Source organism: Pseudomonas sp. ICMP 460 (assembly GCF_002723595.1).
GTDB lineage: Bacteria > Pseudomonadota > Gammaproteobacteria > Pseudomonadales > Pseudomonadaceae > Aquipseudomonas > Aquipseudomonas kitaguniensis.
Map to the genome: position 1 here is coordinate 1 of NZ_LKBR01000043.1, position 18,733 is coordinate 18,733.

Consider the following 18,733-nt stretch of genomic DNA (forward strand, 5'->3'; position numbering starts at 1 on the left):
GTGGCATTGCCGGGTAGCTATGTTCGGAATAGATAACCGCTGAAAGCATCTAAGCGGGAAACTAGCCTCAAGATGAGATCTCACTGGAACCTTGAGTTCCCTAAAGGGCCGTCGAAGACTACGACGTTGATAGGTTGGGTGTGTAAGCGCTGTGAGGCGTTGAGCTAACCAATACTAATTGCCCGTGAGGCTTGACCATATAACACCCAAGCAATTTGCGTCGAAAGGCCAGATTGCGGTGTGTGAAGACGATAGAACCGAAAGTTCGATCTCACAAAACACCGAAAGCTGTCACATACCCAATTTGCTGAAGCGAGGCCATCAGGCCACGACTCAGTACCCGAATTTCTTGACGACCATAGAGCATTGGAACCACCTGATCCCATCCCGAACTCAGTAGTGAAACGATGCATCGCCGATGGTAGTGTGGGGTTTCCCCATGTGAGAGTAGGTCATCGTCAAGATTAAATTCCAGAACCCCTGTTTGCTAACGCAAACAGGGGTTTTGTTTATGTAGAAGTCCATGAATTTCACTGGCACGTTGCTAAGGCAACGCTCTGGTAACCCGAATTTCTTGACGACCATAGAGCATTGGAACCACCTGATCCCATCCCGAACTCAGTAGTGAAACGATGCATCGCCGATGGTAGTGTGGGGTTTCCCCATGTGAGAGTAGGTCATCGTCAAGATTAAATTCCGAAACCCCTGTCTGCTAACGCAGACAGGGGTTTTGTCGTTTAGGGGACTCGATCACTAGCACGCCCTACCGCTGGTCGGCTTCATACTCAAAATGAAGACATATCTCACAAATCTCTAAGATTTATCCTCGGCTGGCCGAAAGCCTTATGAGCCATGCGTGCACCGAAATAGCGTGATCATCGAGATCGTCTATGCCGTTACATGGAATGTTCCACTCGGCACGCTCATCCCCCTTTGGCAAAAGAAGTCGATGAAATGAATCTCAAGTTCAGCCATAAAATTCTGTTGGCCGCGTCAGGCGTCGTGGTACTGGCCTTCGCATTATTCACGCTTTATAACGACTACCTGCAGCGCAGTACCATCACGCAGAATCTGGATTCGTCTATCCAGCAATCGGGTGAGCTTACGGCAAGCAGTGTGCAGAACTGGCTCAGCGGGCGCATCCTGGTCCTTGAGAACCTGGCGCAGAACATTGCTCACCAGGGCAGTGCTGCGGATCTTCCAGGGTTGGTCGACCAGCCTGCACTCACCTCGAACTTCCAGTTCACCTATGTGGGTCAAACCAACGGTGTGTTCACTCAGCGCCCTGACGCGAAGATGCCCGACGACTACGACCCACGTCAGCGCCCTTGGTACAAGCAGGCCGTAGCTGCCGATAAAACCATGCTTACGCCGCCCTACATGGCAGCAGTGGGCGGGCAAATCGTAACCATCGCCCTGCCAGTCAAAAAGAATGGCGAGTTGCTGGGTGTGGTCGGCGGTGACCTGAGCTTGCAAACCCTGGTGAAGATCATCAACTCGGTAGACTTCGGTGGCATCGGTCATGCTTTCCTGGTCAGCGCCGATGGCCAGGTCATCGTCAGTCCTGACGAAAACCAAGTGATGAAAAACCTCAAGGATATCTACCCAGGCACCAGCCTGCGTATCGAGAAGGTTAGCCAGAACGTTACCCTCAATGGCCAGGACCGCATTCTTTCGTTCACGCCTATCAGCGGTTTGCCGGGTGCAAATTGGTTCATCGGTCTGTCGATCGATAAAGATAAAGCCTACGCACCATTGGCCAAGTTCCGCACCTCGGCATTGATCGCGATGTTGGTCGCGGTAGTCGCCATCGCCGTGCTGTTGAGCCTGTTGATTCAAGTACTGCTGCGCCCGCTGACCACCATGGGCGTTGCCATGCGCGACATTGCCCAGGGCGAGGGCGATTTGACCCGCCGCCTGAACGTGACCAGCAAAGATGAGTTTGGCGAGGTAGGCAGCGCCTTCAACCAGTTCGTCGAGCGCATCCACGCGTCGATTTCCGAAGTGTCTTCGGCGACGCGCCAGGTACATGACCTGTCCCAACGCGTGATGGCGTCATCCAATGCCTCTATCGTCGGCTCGGATGAACAAAGCGCGCGCACCAACAGCGTGGCTGCGGCGATCAACGAGCTGGGTGCCGCCACCCAGGAAATCGCGCGTAACGCGGCCGATGCTTCGCAGCACGCCAGTGGTGCCAGTGAGCAAGCAGACGATGGGCGCAAAGTGGTGGAGAAAACCATCCTGGCGATGTCGGAACTGTCGCAAAAAATCAGCCTGTCCTGCACGCAGATCGAAACGCTGAACGCCAGCACCGACAACATCGGGCATATCCTTGATGTGATCAAAGGCATCTCCCAGCAAACCAACTTGTTGGCCCTCAATGCCGCGATCGAGGCTGCTCGTGCCGGGGAAGCCGGTCGTGGGTTTGCCGTGGTTGCCGATGAGGTGCGTAACCTGGCTCACCGTACGCAGGAGTCCGCCGAAGAGATCCATAAGATGATCACTTCACTGCAAGTCGGTTCGCGTGAAGCGGTAACCACCATGAACGCCAGCCAGGTCTCCAGCGAAGAAAGCGTTGAAGTGGCCAACCAGGCCGGTGAGCGCCTGGTCAGCGTGACGCAGCGAATCGTCGAGATTGATGGCATGAACCAATCGGTCGCCGCCGCCACCGAGGAGCAGACCGCGGTGGTTGAAACCCTCAACGTCGATATCAACCAGATCAACCTGCTTAACCAGCAGGGTGTGACCAACCTCAACGAAACCCTCAAGGACTGCGATGCGCTGTCCCAGCAGGCCAGCCGATTGAAGCAGTTGGTCGACAGCTTCAAGATCTGACCCTGTTTGTGCAGGCGCGAGGCTGCTCGCGCCTGTTGCCTAACTGAGCAACCGGCGCACATTCCCCAATGCGCTATCGGCGAAGGCCTGCACAAACTGTTCAAACGCCGCTTGTGTCATATCAAGCGGCTCGCCAATCAGCGTCCAGGTCGCCCTGGCGCCTCCCGTGCCTAGCGCTTCCACGCGCATTGCCGCCCACAAGTGGGCGACCCCCAACGTGTTGTATAGCGTGCTCCAGGTCATGCACATGGCATCGTCGTCCCGGCTGTTGAGTTGCTCTACCACGCGATGGCCATCGTGGAAAAACTTCGTGCGTAATGCGCCTACACCGTGGCCTGTCATTTCAATGTGCGACAGCGCCGGAATGAAGGCATCGAAGCCTGCAAAGTTGCCGACCACAGCCCACAGGCGCGCGGCCTCGCACGCGACGTCAACAGACGCCACCAGCGGCTTGCCCACAGGGTTGCGGATTAATGTATCGGGTTGCAGCACGTTCATAAAAGTGTCCTGAAGCGGTCAGATAAAGCCGATGGCCTTGAGGTGGTCGCAGCCCTTGCGCAATAACGCCGCGTCCTTTTGCGGGTAGTGCTCGCCCATGGCTTGCACACCCCGGCGCGCGTTGTCGTGACAAATCATCGAGATATCGCTGATGTCTTCTGCAAGGTCATCCAGGTAGAAACCCAGCACGCCAAACAGCGCGTTATCGCGACCCACCGTGCGCAGCGCCTGTTGCCAATCTGCAACGCTTACCCGTTCGAAGCGGTGGCCCGCCTGGCTGAATGCGTCAAGGTAATGAGCCCAACTCAAAGGCTGCGGGTTGTGCAGGTTGAACAGGTTTCGCGCGGCAGCAAATTGGCCGCAGTGGAAGCCGACAAAACGCGCAAAAAAGTCCACCGGCATCAGGTCGAAGTTCACCTCCAGGTTAGGCGCCAGGCCTAGCTGCAATGAACCCTTGAGCATCAGCATCAGGCGATTGTTTTGCGGCTGGCAGACGCCGCTGCGGCTATTAAAAGCGATGTTGCCGGGGCGATAGATATTCACCCACGCACCTTGCTCTAGCGCACGCCCCAACAGCCGCTCGGCGACCCATTTGGACAGGTTGTAGCCATTCTTCAGATAGAGCGGCAACGTGGCCACGGCCGGTGTTTCGAGAATGTTGCCCTGCTCATCGATACTGCTGCAGGCCGACAGCGTCGAGATGAAATTGAAGACTTTTTTGCAATGGGTTTCACACAGGCGCAGGCACTCCAGCACCGGTTCGACGTTGTCCTTGGCGAGTGAGGCGTAGTCCATCACGTGATTGACCCACGCGGCGTTGTGCACCAACACGCCATGGCTGCGGGCGAGCCGGTCGTACACCTCGCTGGCCAGGCCCAACCGAGGCCGGCTCATATCGGCGGCGTACACCTGCACGCGGCTCAGGTCGAGGTGTTCCAGGCGATACTCGCGCAGCGCCTGGGTAAACCGCGCCGCCGCCGAGTGCCCCGGCCGTTCACGCACCAGGCATGTCACCTGCTGCGCGCCGCCCACTAACAATGCTTCGACCAGGTGCACGCCGACAAAGCTGTTGGCGCCGGTGACGATCACCTTGCGCGGATCGCCTGCACGGGCCTCGTGCAGCACGTCTATATTCAGTGCTTGTGACGCATCTTTCTGCACCTGGCGTGACGGAAGATTGCTGAGTGCACCGTCTTCCATCAGCACGGCGAGCGTACGAATCGTCGGCGCTTCAAAGAATCGACTCAAAGAGAGGCTGCGGCCAAACGCTTCGCGCAGGCGCAGCAGCAGGGTCGACAGCAGGATGGAATGCCCGCCCAGGCTGAAAAAGCTTTCATCAATGGAAATATCACCGCCACTTAACCCCAGCAACTCGCCCCACAGCGCCACGAGCTGCGTTTGCAGTGGCGTTTGCGCAAGGCTGCGGCCGTGGCGGGGAGTCGCGCGCAGCGGCGTCGCCAGCAACGCTTGGCGGTCTATCTTGCCGTGTCGGGTGCGCGGCATCGCTGGCAACTCAGTCCATACCTCAGGCTGCATGTAAGACGGCAGGCGCGCCAGTGCGTATCGTTTCAGCTCCGCCAGCGTGGCGCCTGTTTCGGGCTGTGCGACAAAGCCGAGAATCCTGCGATCAGGTGCAATCACCACGGCCACTTGGCGAAATAAGCGACTACTGCGCAGGCATTGTTCGATCTCCTGGGGCTCCACCCGGAAGCCACGGATCTTCACCTGATCATCTCGTCGGCCGCCCAGCTCGATACCGTCTTGGGTCCATTTTGCCAGGTCACCGCTGCGGTAAGCCCTCAGCGGCTGGCCGTTCGGCAGTGTCAGCTCAACAAACGGACTGTCGGCCTGCTGCGGCTCGTTCATATACCCAAGGCTTACGCCGGGGCCGACGATGTAGAGATCGCCCATCACCTGTTCATCCACCGGTTGCAGGGTGTCGTCGAGGATCAGCACCTGGCTGTTGGCAATCGGGCGCCCCACGTTGCGATTGCTGTCACCGCGCTGGAATGCCCGGTGGGTCACCAACACCGTAGCCTCGGTAGGGCCGTAAAGATTGTGCAGTTGGCACTGGCCCGCCAATTGTTCGATCACATACGGCTCGCAGGCATCCCCGCCGGTTAGCAGATGGGCCAGGCCCAATGGCTGATCCAGCGGCAGAATGCTGAGCAGCGCCGGCGGCAGAAACGCGTGGCTGATGCGCTGTTGGCGGATCAGTTCGACCAGTTGCTGAGGGTCGCGGCGCTGCTCTTCGCTGGGCACAATCAACTCGGCGCCAGCGATCAGGGCCGGGAAAATATCGATCAGCGATGAGTCGAAGCTCAGCGTAGAAAACTGCAGCACTCGGCTCTGTTCATCCAGCGCCATACAGGTGCCGAGCCAAGCGGTGCAGTGCGCAAGATTGTATTGGCTGAGCAGCACAGCTTTAGGTTGGCCAGTGGTGCCCGAGGTAAACAGCACCATGCAGGGCGCTTCGACGCCGGGTTGCTGAAGCATCAGTGGTTGTGTGGTGTCCGCTTGGGCCGGGTCGACGGTGCCGACATTCAGGGTAACGAAATGGTCGCGCAAAGGGTGCCGGCCATCGTCCAGCAATACGGCGGCCCCGGTGCTTTGCAGCATCGCGCGCTGACGTTGTGGCGGGTGGTCCGGTGCCAGTGGCAGGTACACCGCGCCGCAACCCAGTATCGCGAGAATGCTGGCGTATAACCCGGCGGACTTTTCCAGGCATACACCCACCACCGCGGGTGTCTCGATACCTGCAAGCAGGGGCGCCAGACGTTGTTGAATCGACAGGGCTTGAACGTGCAATTGCCGATACGTCAGCACGCTTCCTGCGATGTTCAGCGCCGGTCGTTGCGCGAAGGCATGCAGGCTGGCCTGTAATCGTTCGATCATGCTCACATGCGCAGCCTCTAACAGTGCCGGCTGCGCAGTGCGATTGAATCGGTGCAAAAACGCCAAGGCGTCCAGCCCCTGCAAACCCTGCTCGGGCCATGCGTTAGCCGTGGTGCGTGCAGCGAAAAATGCCGGGTTCATCGAGAAGCCGCTGACCAGCAAGGCAACCCATTCCACCAGCGCGTTGCTGGCGTGTTGGCGCAGTCGCTGACCATTGCCGCTGGGTTCCTCGCTGATGTCGTGCACCGCCAATACGCGTTGGTCGTGGTCATAGCAGCGCAACTGCAGCGCCGGAAGCCCGCATGCCGACACGGGGCCAATGCCCAGGCGCAGGCTAAGCCGTTGGGTGTTCGCAGCGCGCGGGAGCGGCGGCGGGCAGCCGTCGTCAAGCAACACGTCGAGGGCTTCGCTTGCGCTGATATGCCCGTATTGTTCGAGCCTATGCCGAACGGCCGCCAAGGCGTGGCTGGTGCCGCTCCACCCGATCGTCAAGCGCCTCATGCCGGCCTCCGCGAGTCAGGCAGGTAGTCGCGCAGCGCCTGGGCGACACTCGGGGTTTGCAATACGCCGCTGTGGTGCAAAAAACTCATGATGTTAACCAGCAGTGGGTGCTGGCGCGTGATAGGAAAGTCCAGCGCCGCGACATCGTCCCTTAATGCACGGCGAACATTGGCGCTGACGTCCAGGTGGTCGATCAGTTGCAGATCGAAGCGTTTTTGCAGCTCGTTGGTCAAGTAATGCGCCAGAAAAATCGGCAGGGTTTCAGCGATGCTGTCGCGGTCTGCCGGGCTAGCTGCATGCCAGTAGATACGCACCAGGTGCGTCCAGAACTGTGCATGGCGACCTTCATCAAACAAGTGGTCGGCCATCAAGCCACGGACCGATGACTTGACGCTGTCGTCCTTGGAAAATGCCGCGACGTCATGGGTCACGCTGTTTTCGGCGATGGCCACGCCTATCAGCTCCACCGCGTCGCGCAGGTGTGGCGGTGCCAGCGCCTGCGCTGCGGGCAGGGCGCGGCTCAGTTCGATTTGCCCGGGCAGTTCGAGCGGCGGTATGCCGGTCATTTCTACGGTCTGTTGCAAAAAGTCCAGCGCGACCAGCGCGTGGTAATCCTCGTCCACGACCACCGTCATTGCATCGTAGCGACAGGCGAGGGGGAAGGGCTGCGAGAAGCGGTTCTTGGCAATGCTGCGAGCGGTCTTGTCGACGATCTCGGTTTCGAAGATCACCACGTCATTCAGAAATTTGTAGAAACTTTGCACCAGCACAAAGTCGCGCCACTGCGGGCAATGTTCCACAAAGGTCGCGCTCAGCACCAAGGGCTGACGGCACAGCGGATAGATCAATCTATCGTCGTTTTCGAGCAAACGCCTTGGGCGTGTGCGGATGGTTGCGCGGCGTTCCCAGTCTTCGGCAAAGGAGCGGTAGTCGGCGGCGTTCATGGTTGCGCCACTTGCAGCGAGGCGCACACGTCGTCCCAGAAGCTGAGGCGGCTTTGCAAGGCGCTGAGGGCGATGTCATCCGCCTGGCGTTGGCGGCAAGGGTCTGCGCCGATCAGGCGCTGCAGTAACTGCTCCGCCGCTGGCGAATGGCCTTGAGAGTCCAGCTCGATGTGACGGCTGAGGTAATGACGCAGGGTTGGCGCCTGGCTAGCGATGAAAGCATCGCTGTGCAGAATGCGTTCAAACATTGACGGAATGACGCTTTCGCGACCGTGCAGGAACGCTGCCGCCACGCAGTGGATGGGCGCGTTCAAGGCGATCTGCAGCGTGCTGTCGACAAAGCGGGCAACGCCCGGCGGCAGGTCAATCATCTGCAAGGCCGCACGTGCCTGAACCCCTTGGCGTTGCAGTTCAATGAAGCGCCGCAAGCGGGTGGTGTCAGCACCGACCTCGGCCATCGCTTCCAGGTACAGTTCGAGGTGGCTGCAATGGCCGCGCGTGGGGTGTTGGTCTGACTCTTCACTGAGCACGATTTCATTGATGAGGCGCGCGGCGTGCGGGTCAGTGGGCGGCAGCCAGGGTAATTGTGTGCAGGTCAGGTCCTGCTGCAGGCGTTTGGTCAGTGTCATGAAGTCCCAAACAGCAAATACATGGTGCTCCATGAAAAGTTGTAACTTATTAAGTGAAGTTATTTCTTTAAATAACGGATGACTGCACACCTGCAGTTTTTTTTGTTCAAGTACGTGTTGATACATGGTTGACGCCTATAAGTTGCTGCAACTGCTCTGAAAACAGTGGAAGGATTGTGCAAGGTTTTTTAAATAAGTTGCAGTTGGCCGCGTCATGTGCGCGGGGCTGGTCGGACAGCGCTTTACGCTGTCGAACAAAGTGTTTTTACTGGATAAAGATAATAATCTGATTAAACGTTTGGATGAACTTATGAAAGTATTAGATATTCTTTCGGAAAAGCGCTGGGCGTCAGCAAGTCACCGGGTTAACAGTGAGAATTTTCTTCGGCATGAGTACGAATAGTTAAAACAATAGACGTTGTTCTTGGCGTACTGCCCCAGGGCCATTCCCAGAATGGAAAAAGCCCCGCGCTGTTTCACGGTCCGCAAGCTGCTGCGTAAACCTTACTGCGCGCTTTTGTTTTCGTCGGTTTCAAGACCCTTGAGGTAAAGGGTGATCACCTCCATCCCGCGCATCAGGTGATTGCGCAACGTCAGGATACTTTCGTCGACTTTCTTCTGCGCTACCAGGCTCAGCAGTTCACGGTGATCTTCCTGCGACGTCTCGCCCAGGCCCATCGCCTCAAGGTTGAAGCGTAGAAAACGTTCCTCCTCATTCAAACCGTGTTCAACCAATTTGAGCAGGCGCTGGTTAGGCGCCTTGCCATACAACACCATGTGGAACAGGCGGTTGAGACGACCAATCTCGGCGTAGTCTTTCTCGCGTTCCAGTGCATTGATGCAGGCATCAGCCTCAACAATGTCGGCGTCGGTGAGTAATGGAATCGACAGGCGCAGCGCCTCGGATTCCAGCAGCATGCGCAGGGCATAGGTCTCTGCCGAGTTGTCTTCGATCAGCGGTGCGACCACGGCGCCCTTGTGGGTGACTACGTGCAGCAGCGATTGGGCTTCCAACTGGCGCAGGGCTTCACGCACAGGCATGCGGCTGACGCCGAACAGGCTGGCCAGTTCTTGCTGGCGCATAGCGGTTCCACAGGGCAATCGCCCATCGAGAATGGCATCGCGCAAGGTTTCTTCAATCACGGCGCGCGCCAGATGAGCGGGAATAGGCCCGCTGATTTTGATGCTGCTTAAAGGGTTCGGCTTCTGCGTCACGGTTACGCTATCCTCCTGGCTTAGTGGAGTCTGTTTATTGGATCCAATGCACCCTAGAGAGGGTTCACGCGCTTGTCAAACAACCAAAGTGTCCGTTTGTAAGGGCTTACACGCTGTACTTTGTGCATCCCACAAGGGGTGGTTATAAACTCGGCCTATTAATCAATGATTGCATCGTGCCATTGTTTTTTTCGGGTTGAAGCTTCACCATCCTTTGAAATTCCGTCTCTTTCCACGGACTGAACACTTTGGCGGTAAGTTTTATTCCCTCTCGAATCGTTAGCTGGCTGTTTTCAGCGATTTTTTTGGCTGGCTTGATGCTCGGCGGGCTGCATGCCGATTGGGATTTCTCTCAAATCAGCCGCAAGGCCACCGCGTTGTACGGGCCGTTGGGGGAGGGCCAACAGCGTATCGATGCCTGGCAGCGGTTGCTGGCGACCCAGAAACAGGTCGACGAGCAGGAGCAGCTCAAGGTGGTCAACCTGTTCTTCAATAAGCACATGACGTACGTGGAAGACATCGACCTCTGGCACGTGGTCGACTATTGGGAAACGCCCATCGAAGCCTTGTGGAAAGGTGCCGGCGATTGTGAAGACTACGCCATCGCCAAGTATTTCAGCCTGCGGCACCTGGGCGTTTCCAGCGACAAATTGCGCATTACTTACGTTAAGGCCTTGCGTCAAAATCGCGCTCATATGGTGCTGACCTATTATGCAACCCCCGACGCCATCCCGCTGGTGCTCGACAGCCTGATGGACGAGATACTGCCAGCCACCCGGCGTGCCGACCTGGTGCCGGTGTACTCATTCAATGCCGAGGGTTTGTACCTGCCAGGCGCCAAGGGCAATCAAAAAGTCGGTGATACCAAACGCTTGTCGCGCTGGCAGGATGTACTCAGAAAAATGCGTGCGGAAGGCTTTCCAGCCGAGCCTGCCAACTAGGAGTAACTGATCGGATGTCTCTGTTCAAACAACTATTGATCGCTATCTGCCTGTTCCTGGTGGTCGCCTTCAGCGGCAGCTTCATGGTCAGCCTGGAAAGCTCTCGCACCCAATACGTCAACCAGCTGCGCTCACATGCACAGGACGGCGCGACGGCGCTGGCGCTGTCGCTGACGCCCAATATCGACGACCCGGCCATGGTGGAGTTGCTGGTCAGCTCGATCTTCGACAGTGGGTATTACGCTAGCATCCGCGTGGTCGACCTGGCTACTGACAAAACCATTGTCGAGCGCAGCGGTATCCCTGACAACAACGGCGTGCCCAACTGGTTCGTGAAATTAATCGGTCTGGAGCCTGCCGGTGGTGACGCGCTGGTCAACCGCGGCTGGGAGCAGGCGGCCAGAGTTGAGGTGGTCAGCCACCCGATGTTCGCGTTGGCAAAAATTTGGCAAAGCGCCTTGGGCAGCCTCGGCTGGTTGCTGCTGTGCGGTGCGGTGAGTGCGGTGCTTGGCGCGTTGTTGCTGCGTCGGCAGTTGAAGCCGTTGGACTATATGGTCAAGCAGTCCCACGCCATCGCACGCCGCGAGTTTCTCACCGTGCCCGATCTGCCGCGCACGCCGGAGCTGCGGCGCGTGGTGCAGGCCATGAACCAGATGGTCGAAAAGCTCAAGGCGCTGTTTCAGGAACAGGCGGAGCGCAGCGAAAAACTGCGCACCGAATCCTATCAGGACAACCTCACCGGCCTCGCCAACCGGCGTTATTTCGAGATGCAGCTGAACGCGCGCGTCAGTAACCCGGAAGAGACCAACTCCGGGTACCTGCTGGTCTTGCGGGTCAAGGACCTGGCCGGCCTCAACCAGCGGCTCGGCGGCCAGCGCACCGACCAATTGCTGCAAGCGGTCGGCAACCAACTGCTGCGCCAGTGCGAGCCTTACCCCGAAACCCACAACCTCGTCACCCGTATCCGCGGCGGTGAGTTCGCAGTACTGGCGCCGGGGCTGATGCGTGAAGAAGCGCTGCAATTGGCGCAAAACCTCGACAGTACCTTGCTCAGCCTGCAAGCCACCGGCGCCAGTGATGTTACGCCGGTCGCTTACATCGGCCTGGCGCCGTTTAGCCATGGCGACTCACCTCAAGCGCTGTTGACCCTGGCTGACCAAGCCCTGGCCCAGGCTGAGGCGCAGGGCGATACCAGTTGGGTGTGCCTCGACCGCAGCGCCGCCGCCAGCGTCGGCGACGATCACCATGCCTGGCACACGCTGCTGGACCAGGCGCTGACCCAACAGCGTTTCCAGCTGCACTTCCAGCCAGTGGTTGCCAGCCAGGACCCGCAGTTGGTCTTGCACTATAAGGTGCTGTCGCGCCTGCAGGATCAGGACGGCCACACCCTGCCTGCCGGGCGTTTCCTGCCGTGGCTTGAACGTTTCGGCTGGATGGCACGCCTGGACCGCATGATGCTTGAGCAGGTGCTCAAGCAGATGGCTGGCCACAACCATAGCCTGGCGTTGAACCTGTCGGCCGCGACCCTGCAGGATGAGCAGGCGCTGAATTGGATTTTTGAACTGCTGCGCCAGCACAGCAACCTCGGCGCACGCCTGACCCTGGAAATCGGCGAGGAGCAATTGCCGGAGCAGGCCTTGTTGGAGCAATTGACCCAACGCCTGCGCGAGCTGGGTTTTTCCCTCAGCCTGCAGCGTTTTGGCGGGCGATTCAGCATGATCGGCAACTTGGCGCGCCTGGGCCTCGCTTACCTGAAGATCGACGGCAGTTACATCCGCGCCATCGATCAGGAAAGCGACAAGCGCCTGTTTATCGAGGCGATCCAGCGCGCGGCCCACAGCATCGACTTGCCACTGATCGCCGAGCGAGTGGAGACCGAAGGTGAGCTGAAAGTGATTCGCGAGATGGGCATTTTTGGCGTGCAGGGCCAACTGTTCGGTGAACCTGCGCCGTGGAAATAACTGCGCTCCGTCAGTAAAGACAAACCCCCTGTGGCGAGCGGGCTTGCTCGCGTTGGGCTGCGTAGCAGCCGCAAAAACAGGCGCTGAGGAGTGTCTGAAGGACTGCATGCGTCAGTACAAGGGCTGCTTCGCAGCCCAACGCGAGCAAGCCCGCTCGCCACAACAGCCCGCAGGCTGGTCAGCGCTTACATGAAGTCAGATCAACCCGGTCTCTTCATCGTTGATCAAGTGGCTCAACCCGCCCAACGCTTCCCGCGCGTGGTTACGGTCCATCAACTTGGCCTGGGCTGCAGGCGGCAAGTCAGTCACGCTGATCACCCCTTTACGGGTCAGTACCTGGATCAAGTCGTCGAGTACCCGGATCATCTCCAGGTCACTCTGCTTAAGCTGTGCCAGGCTGGTTTCCACCACTTCGTTAGTGTACCAGGCCTGAATCTCATGGTGATCGGCCGGCAGGGTTTCGGTTGACTCGGTAAAGGCGGCTGCCTCCACGCGGCTCAGCGCGCCCTGCGCATCACGTTGCACGTAAAACATAAGAACCCCTCGAAAATAAACCACACGCGTTCACCAGCATAGGTCAAAGGCGCGTTTATGCGCGCGAGTATGCGATGCAACGCGGCGTCTGGGCCAGCAACCTGTTGCCCAACTAAATCGGCCGCCCTTGGGGGCGGCCGGTTAATCGCGTCTTAGGCGGTGTGGTCTATCTTGATGGTCGGGTCGGCGCCACTGATCAGCGAGTTGATGCTGGTGTGGGACCAATCGTTGCCTTCCAGCTTGATCGTCACATCGGCATTGGCCAGGCCGCCAGCGGCGTTGAGCTTGCCTTCGCTGCTCACTTGCAGCGTCGACACGCCCTCTACCGTGGTGATTTTCAGGTAGTTGTCGATGGTGCTGTCCGTTTCACCCTTCAACAGATCCTTGAGATCGATGCGGTCACCTTCCGACGCTTTGAAGTCCTTGATCACGTCATTGCCAACGTCACCGGCTTTCCAAATGAAGGTGTCGGCACCCGAACCGCCGATCAGGATGTCGTTGCCCGCGCCGCCGATCAACGTGTCGTTACCGGTGCCGCCCAGCAGGATGTCATTGCCCTTGCCGCCGTCCAGGTAATCGTTGCCGCCCTGGCCAAACAGAATGTCATCGCCGCCGCCGCCGAGCAGCGTGTCGTTGCCGTCTTTGGCGCCCGACACGTCGAAGTCCGCGTAGTGCTCGGTGACGTACTGGTGCACGTTCGAGGTGGTAACTGCCGAGACTGCCACACCGGTTTTCTGTGCGACAAAGGCCTGCAGTGCGTTGTAACCCTCACCGGTGACGCCGCTGAAGCTCACCAGGTCGCCGAAGATGATGTCGTTGCCGTCGCCACCGTTTACGCTGTCGGCACCTGGCAGCGTCGCCTCGGTGTGACCGAGAATGGCGTTGGCCAAATCCTTGGGATCGATGTTGGTTTGCGGCTTGCCATCGCTGTCGTACGGCTTCAGGTCGCTGAGGCTGACGTCACCATTGATGCCGATCGCTTCCACTTGCGACAACCCGCCCAGTAACGCAAAAGCGCTCTTGGCGTTGCTCAGTGTGGCCGAGTCGGTGCTGTTGCCCGTGCCCGCCAGGTTGGACAGCTCAAAGGTGCCGTCACCTTGGGCATGCACGGTACCCAGGCTCTTGTAGACCCACTGATAGCCATTCCAGGTCTGCAGCGCGGCCGCACCCGAGGTGTCGATGCTGAAGTAATGGGTGTTATCCAAGTACTTGCCGACCGCGTTGCCCGGTGTGTAGTTGGTGGTGGTCACCACATCGTCGAACTTGACGTTGCTGTACAGCGTCGGGTTGGTTTGCTCGCCGGTCTGATAGAACGTCGGCTGGCCGTCGGTGATGAAGTAGGTCAGGTTGGTGGCGCCGGTGTTGCTGGTGGCCAGGCTGCTTTCGAAGAAGTTGGCCGTGGTCTTGAACACGTCTTCATAGTTGGTGCCGCCGCCCGACACCATCGAGTCCAGTACCGCCTTGAGCAAGCTCAAGGCGTTGCTGTCGTTGAGGTTGATCGAGATCGACTTGTTCACCTGGGTATCGAAGTCCGCCAGGAAGATGTTCACGGTACCCGACGTGTTGGAACCCAGGCTGTCTTTCAACGAATTGAACACAGACGTCAGCGACGCCTTGGCGGCGTTAACCGAGTCGGCGCTCATGCTGCCGGAACTGTCCACCATGAACGCGATGTTGTAGTTCTTGCCCTGCACCACGTTCAGGCCGCCAATGTCGGCCACGATGATGTCATTGCCATCGGTGCCGGTGATTGTGTCGCTGCCCGAGGTGCCCGTTGTGCCGCTGTAGGTTGCCGGGTACACCGTCACCGGCAACTGCGCGGTGGTGCTGGCCGAACCGCCGAGACTTTCGGTGGAGGTCGAGGTGACGGTCAGGTTGAACTGGCCGCTGTAATAGGTCGGCGGCTTGATGGTCAGCGTGCTCAGGTCCCAGCCGGTGACGTTGGCTTCGCCCACCGCTTTAGTCGCGGTGAAGGTGTGCCCGGATGCATCGGTGAGCACCGAGCCTGCCGGTACGCCGCTGATCTTCACGCTGAGGGTTTCCGAGCCGTCGGTGTCGGTCAGCGCGGTGCTGACCTTGGACAGCTTCACGCTGCCGTTTTCCAGGCCTTCGTTGAGCTTGTAAGCGGTGTAGTAACCGTCGCCATTGCTGCCATGCAGGTCGGACACGGTCACACCGGCGTTGACCAGGTCCGTGATGCCGGTATACAGCGGCACGCCGCTGGTGCTCAGGTCTTGAGCCGCGCCGCCATTGATCGACACGTTGACGTCATAGCTGCCAGGCCCGGACTGGTTGGCGTGGTAGATCTCGAGGCTGTAATAGCCGCTCACGGTCGGGGTGATCGAGCCGCTGAACTTGCCGCTGTTGGTGCCCCATTGTGCGCTGGCCACGTCTTTGCCGCCGACGTTGATCAGCAAGCTGTCATCACCTGTGCCGCTGAAGGTGTAGGTCTTGCCGGCTTCCATGTACATCAGGCCGGAGATCTTCGAGCCTGCGCCGGCGTTGACGTTAGCGGTGGACTCGACATTGGTCACGATGGCGCTGCTGTTCGGCGTGCCGGCGTTATCAATGGCTTTTTTCAGGTCAGCCGCTGCGGCGCCGTTACCGTTGGTGCCGATGCCGGCCACGCTGTTCCAGCTTTGCTTGAGCAAGCCGATCGAATTGACGTTGTTGTCGGCCACCGTCAGGGTCGGTGCGTCGGCGATCGGCGTGATGTCGACTTTCACCGTCGCGCTGCTGCCCAGGTCTTTGCCATCAGTAGGCTGGAACTTGAACTGCGCGTAATCCGCCTGCTTGTTGCCAATGCCGGTGCCGCCATAACCATCGGCGCCGGACTCGTTGGCGCTTGGCATGAAGCGCAATTGGCCGCCGTCAATCTGGGCCTTGGTAAAGGTTTGGCCTGCGGCCACGTTGGTCCAGGTCGTACCATCCGCCGCCAGGTATTGCAGCTTGCCGGCCACCGGCAGGTCGGTGATTTTCACGCCGAGGCTGGTTTGTGGCGAGTCCACATCGGTCACGCCGAAGTTGGCCCACGTCAGCGCCAGCGGCGTGTCTTCGTTGCCGGTCACCGCGCTGCCGGTGGCTACCGGCGCGTCGTTGATTGCCACCACGTTGATGGTGGTGGTGGCGACGTTGGAGTAGTTGCCGCCATCGGTCACGGTCACGGTGATGGTGCGTGGCGTGGTGCTCGGGTCGTGGCTGCTGTTGGTGAACGTGATGTTCTGGATGCGCTGCATGTAATCAGCCAGCGTCGCGCTGCCCGACAACGTCAGCGTAATGGTGCCCGCCTGGTTGTTGGAATTGATGACAATGCCATTCACGCTATTGCCCAGGTTCAGGGCGTCACCGGCTTGCGCGTTGATCAGCGTGACCGTTGCGCCGGTCAGCATCGTGCTGTCCGGGTCGGTGATCTTGATATCGGTGTCGGCAATCGACACGCCCGGGCCTGCGGTGCCTTCGGTGAAGGTCGCCTTGTAGTCGGCACCGCTGGCGCCGCTGGAGTTGTTGGCGTCCAGGTCGATGACCGGTGGCGCATCGTTGTCGATGATGTTGGTGCTGACGCTGCCGTTGCCGATCACCAGGTTCTCGAAGTTGCCACCGGTGGTCTTGTCGATGCTGATGACGATATTTTCGGTAGGCTCGGTGAGCTTGTCGTCAATCGTGCGAATGTCAAACGCCACGCTGCTGGCGCCGGCCGGAATTTTCACGGTGTACACGCCCGTGAAGTCCGAACCATCTGTGGCAGTGCCGCTGTACTTCAGCGTCACGCTCACATCGGTTTGCGCAGGGTTGCTCAGGTTCAGGGTGTAGTGCGCCGTACCGCCTTCAGTCACCGACGTGTCGCCGGTGATGCTGATGGTGGTGTTGTTGACCACATCCGTCACCTTGGTGACCGCGGCGCTGCCGTCCACGATCAGGTGCTCATACTTGTCGCCGCCGCTGACCACGCCGGTGATCTTGGCGCTGACATCGTTGGCGCCGACATACACGTCGTTAGGCGCGGTAACGGTGGCGGTGCTGCTGGACTTGCCGTTGGCGATAGTGATGGTCGAGCCGTTATCCAGCTTCACCACCAAGTCGGAGCCGACGTTGGTCACTGCCAAGCCGTTCTTGTCGACCAGCGATGCGGTGTAGACGATCTGGCCGCCTTCACTCACCGAACCGGTCGCCTTGAGCGCTACGGTCACGTCGTCGATGGTGTCGTTGATGGTGGTAGTCGCACCGCCCGGGGCAATGCTCACGCCTTCGAAATTACCGCCGCTGGTGCCGGTAATCTTGACCGTCTGGGTGCTCTTGTCGATGAACACATCATCGCCCGGCGCCGCGACAGTTACCGAACCCACGGTCGCACCTTGCTTGATGGTGATGCTGGAACCGTTATCCAGCTGGATCACCATGTCGGTGCCCGCCTTGTTGCTCAAGGTGGCGGTGTAGGTGATCTGGCCACCTTCGTTGACTGCGCTTGGCGCGGTCAGCGTGACAGTGGTGAGATCCGTGGTGCCCGGTGTATCGGTAACCGTGGTGCTAACCGGCGTGGTGCCAGGCACCAGGTTCTCGAAATGTGCGCCGCCGGTCACGTTAGTGATCGCAGTGGTGACAGTTTGGTCGCCTTTGTACACATCGTTTGGCGCCACGGCAGTGACACTGCCGCTGGACTGGTTGACGCCGATGGTGATGGTTTTGCCGTTATCCAACGTCACCGTCAGCGGATTGGTGATGTTAGTCACCAGCGCGCCGTTTTTATCCACAAGGCTGGCGGTGTAAACGATGTTGCCGCCTTCGCCGACCGTAGTAGTGGCGGTCAGAACCACATCAACCTTGTCGATGGTGTCGTTGATCGCAGTGGTGGCGCCATTGCCTGCAACGTCGAGTTTTTCGAAGTTACCGCCAGTAGCGTCGGTGATCTTGACGGTTTGCGTGCTCTTGTCGATGAACACGTCATCGCTTGGCGCCGGGACGGTCACGCTGCCAACGGTATTGCCTGCCTTGATGATAATGGACGAGCCGTTATCCAATTTCAGCGTGACATCGCTGCCCGCCTTGTTGCTCAAGGTGGCGGTGTAGGTGATCTGGCCGCCTTCGTTGACTGCGCTTGGCGCGGTCAGCGTGACAGTGGTGAGATCCGTAGTGCCCGGTGTATCGGTCACGGTAGTGCTAACCGGCGTGGTGCCAGGCACCAGGTTCTCGAAATGTGCGCCGCCGGTCACGTTAGTGATCGCAGTGGTGACAGTTTGGTCGCCTTTGTACACATCGTTCGGCGCCACGGCGGTGACACTGCCGCTGGACTGATTAACACCGATGGTGATGGTTTTGCCGTTGTCCAACGTCACCGTCAACGGGTTGGTGATGTTGCTCACCAGCGCGCCGTTTTTATCCACAAGGCTGGCGGTGTAAACGATATTGCCGCCTTCGCCAACCGTGGTGGTAGCAGTCAGAACCACATCAACCTTGTCGATGGTGTCGTTGATCGTAGTGGTGGCGCCATTGCCTGCAACGTCGAGTTTTTCGAAGTTACCGCCAGTAGCGTCGGTGATCTTGACGGTTTGCGTGCTCTTGTCGATGAACACGTCATCGCTTGGCGCCGGGACGGTCACGCTGCCAACGGTATTGCCTGCCTTGATGATAATGGACGAGCCGTTATCCAATTTCAGCGTGACATCGCTGCCCGCCTTGTTGCTCAAGGTGGCGGTGTAGGTGATCTGGCCGCCTTCGTTGACTGCGCTTGGCGCGGTCAGCGTAACGGTGGTGGTGTCGGTAGTGCCCGGTGTATCGGTCACGGT

At 59.0% G+C, this 18,733-nt stretch carries 9 protein-coding genes, 3 rRNA genes and 1 pseudogene; 6 read left to right on the plus strand and 7 right to left on the minus strand.

Annotated features, from left to right (window positions below):
• The 4 genes from AO240_RS22460 to AO240_RS22475 all read left to right on the plus strand — a co-directional run.
• Positions 1–199: ribosomal RNA gene (locus AO240_RS22460) — 23S ribosomal RNA — on the plus strand; the annotation flags it as partial.
• 149 nt (positions 200–348) lie between these two features.
• A 5S ribosomal RNA gene (gene rrf, locus AO240_RS22465) occupies positions 349–464 on the plus strand.
• Positions 465–573: 109 nt separating this feature from the next.
• Positions 574–689, plus strand: a 5S ribosomal RNA gene (rrf, locus tag AO240_RS22470).
• 265 nt (positions 690–954) lie between these two features.
• Entirely contained in the window at positions 955–2,835 is a 1,881-nt protein-coding gene (locus AO240_RS22475; protein ID WP_099239345.1) for a methyl-accepting chemotaxis protein, read from the plus strand.
• Between the two features lie 39 nt (positions 2,836–2,874).
• Here the strand turns inward: AO240_RS22475 and AO240_RS22480 are convergent, their stop codons facing one another.
• The 5 genes from AO240_RS22480 to AO240_RS22500 form a co-directional block, all read right to left on the minus strand.
• On the minus strand, positions 2,875–3,333 hold the full coding sequence (locus tag AO240_RS22480; RefSeq protein WP_099239347.1) for an SRPBCC family protein: 459 nt from the start codon (positions 3,331–3,333) through the stop codon (positions 2,875–2,877).
• Between the two features lie 18 nt (positions 3,334–3,351).
• Positions 3,352–6,729 (minus strand): amino acid adenylation domain-containing protein, encoded by a 3,378-nt coding sequence (locus tag AO240_RS22485; RefSeq protein WP_099239349.1) that lies wholly within the window; start codon positions 6,727–6,729, stop codon positions 3,352–3,354.
• Positions 6,726–7,673 (minus strand): diiron oxygenase, encoded by a 948-nt coding sequence (locus tag AO240_RS22490; RefSeq protein ID WP_099239351.1) that lies wholly within the window; start codon positions 7,671–7,673, stop codon positions 6,726–6,728. Before AO240_RS22490 ends, AO240_RS22485 begins: the two co-directional genes overlap by 4 nt.
• Positions 7,670–8,428, minus strand: a complete 759-nt coding sequence (locus tag AO240_RS22495) for a DUF3050 domain-containing protein (protein ID WP_099239353.1) — start codon at positions 8,426–8,428, stop codon at positions 7,670–7,672. Before AO240_RS22495 ends, AO240_RS22490 begins: the two co-directional genes overlap by 4 nt.
• Positions 8,429–8,806: 378 nt before the next feature.
• The gene (locus AO240_RS22500) at positions 8,807–9,517 is read right to left on the minus strand and encodes a GntR family transcriptional regulator (protein WP_099239355.1); all 711 of its coding nucleotides are present in this window, start codon (positions 9,515–9,517) and stop codon (positions 8,807–8,809) included.
• Positions 9,518–9,765: 248 nt separating this feature from the next.
• Here AO240_RS22500 and lapG point away from each other — a divergent pair, with 248 nt between their 5' ends.
• On the plus strand, positions 9,766–10,458 hold the full coding sequence (gene lapG / locus AO240_RS22505; protein ID WP_099239358.1) for a cysteine protease LapG: 693 nt from the start codon (positions 9,766–9,768) through the stop codon (positions 10,456–10,458).
• 14 nt (positions 10,459–10,472) lie between these two features.
• On the plus strand, positions 10,473–12,419 hold the full coding sequence (lapD, locus tag AO240_RS22510) for a cyclic di-GMP receptor LapD (protein ID WP_099239360.1): 1,947 nt from the start codon (positions 10,473–10,475) through the stop codon (positions 12,417–12,419).
• 195 nt (positions 12,420–12,614) lie between these two features.
• Here lapD and AO240_RS22515 read toward each other — a convergent pair whose 3' ends face one another.
• Both AO240_RS22515 and AO240_RS22520 read right to left on the minus strand, forming a co-directional pair.
• Positions 12,615–12,953 carry a tryptophan synthase subunit beta gene (locus AO240_RS22515; protein ID WP_099239362.1) on the minus strand — a complete coding sequence of 113 codons (339 nt, stop codon included), beginning with the start codon at positions 12,951–12,953 and terminating at the stop codon, positions 12,615–12,617.
• Positions 12,954–13,105: 152 nt separating this feature from the next.
• Positions 13,106–18,733: pseudogene (locus tag AO240_RS22520) on the minus strand (LapA family giant adhesin); the annotation flags it as partial.

What these genes read in the sequence shown, in the direction of transcription:
- AO240_RS22495 (WP_099239353.1), bottom strand. Translation starts at nt 8,428, where the DNA reads ATGTATCAACACGTACTTGAACAAAAAAAACTGCAGGTGTGCAGTCAT.
- AO240_RS22515 (WP_099239362.1), bottom strand. Translation starts at nt 12,953, where the DNA reads ATGTTTTACGTGCAACGTGATGCGCAGGGCGCGCTGAGCCGCGTGGAG.
- lapD (WP_099239360.1), top strand. Translation starts at nt 10,473, where the DNA reads ATGTCTCTGTTCAAACAACTATTGATCGCTATCTGCCTGTTCCTGGTG.
- AO240_RS22485 (WP_099239349.1), bottom strand. Translation starts at nt 6,729, where the DNA reads ATGAGGCGCTTGACGATCGGGTGGAGCGGCACCAGCCACGCCTTGGCG.
- AO240_RS22490 (WP_099239351.1), bottom strand. Translation starts at nt 7,673, where the DNA reads ATGAACGCCGCCGACTACCGCTCCTTTGCCGAAGACTGGGAACGCCGC.
- AO240_RS22475 (WP_099239345.1), top strand. Translation starts at nt 955, where the DNA reads ATGAATCTCAAGTTCAGCCATAAAATTCTGTTGGCCGCGTCAGGCGTC.
- AO240_RS22480 (WP_099239347.1), bottom strand. Translation starts at nt 3,333, where the DNA reads ATGAACGTGCTGCAACCCGATACATTAATCCGCAACCCTGTGGGCAAG.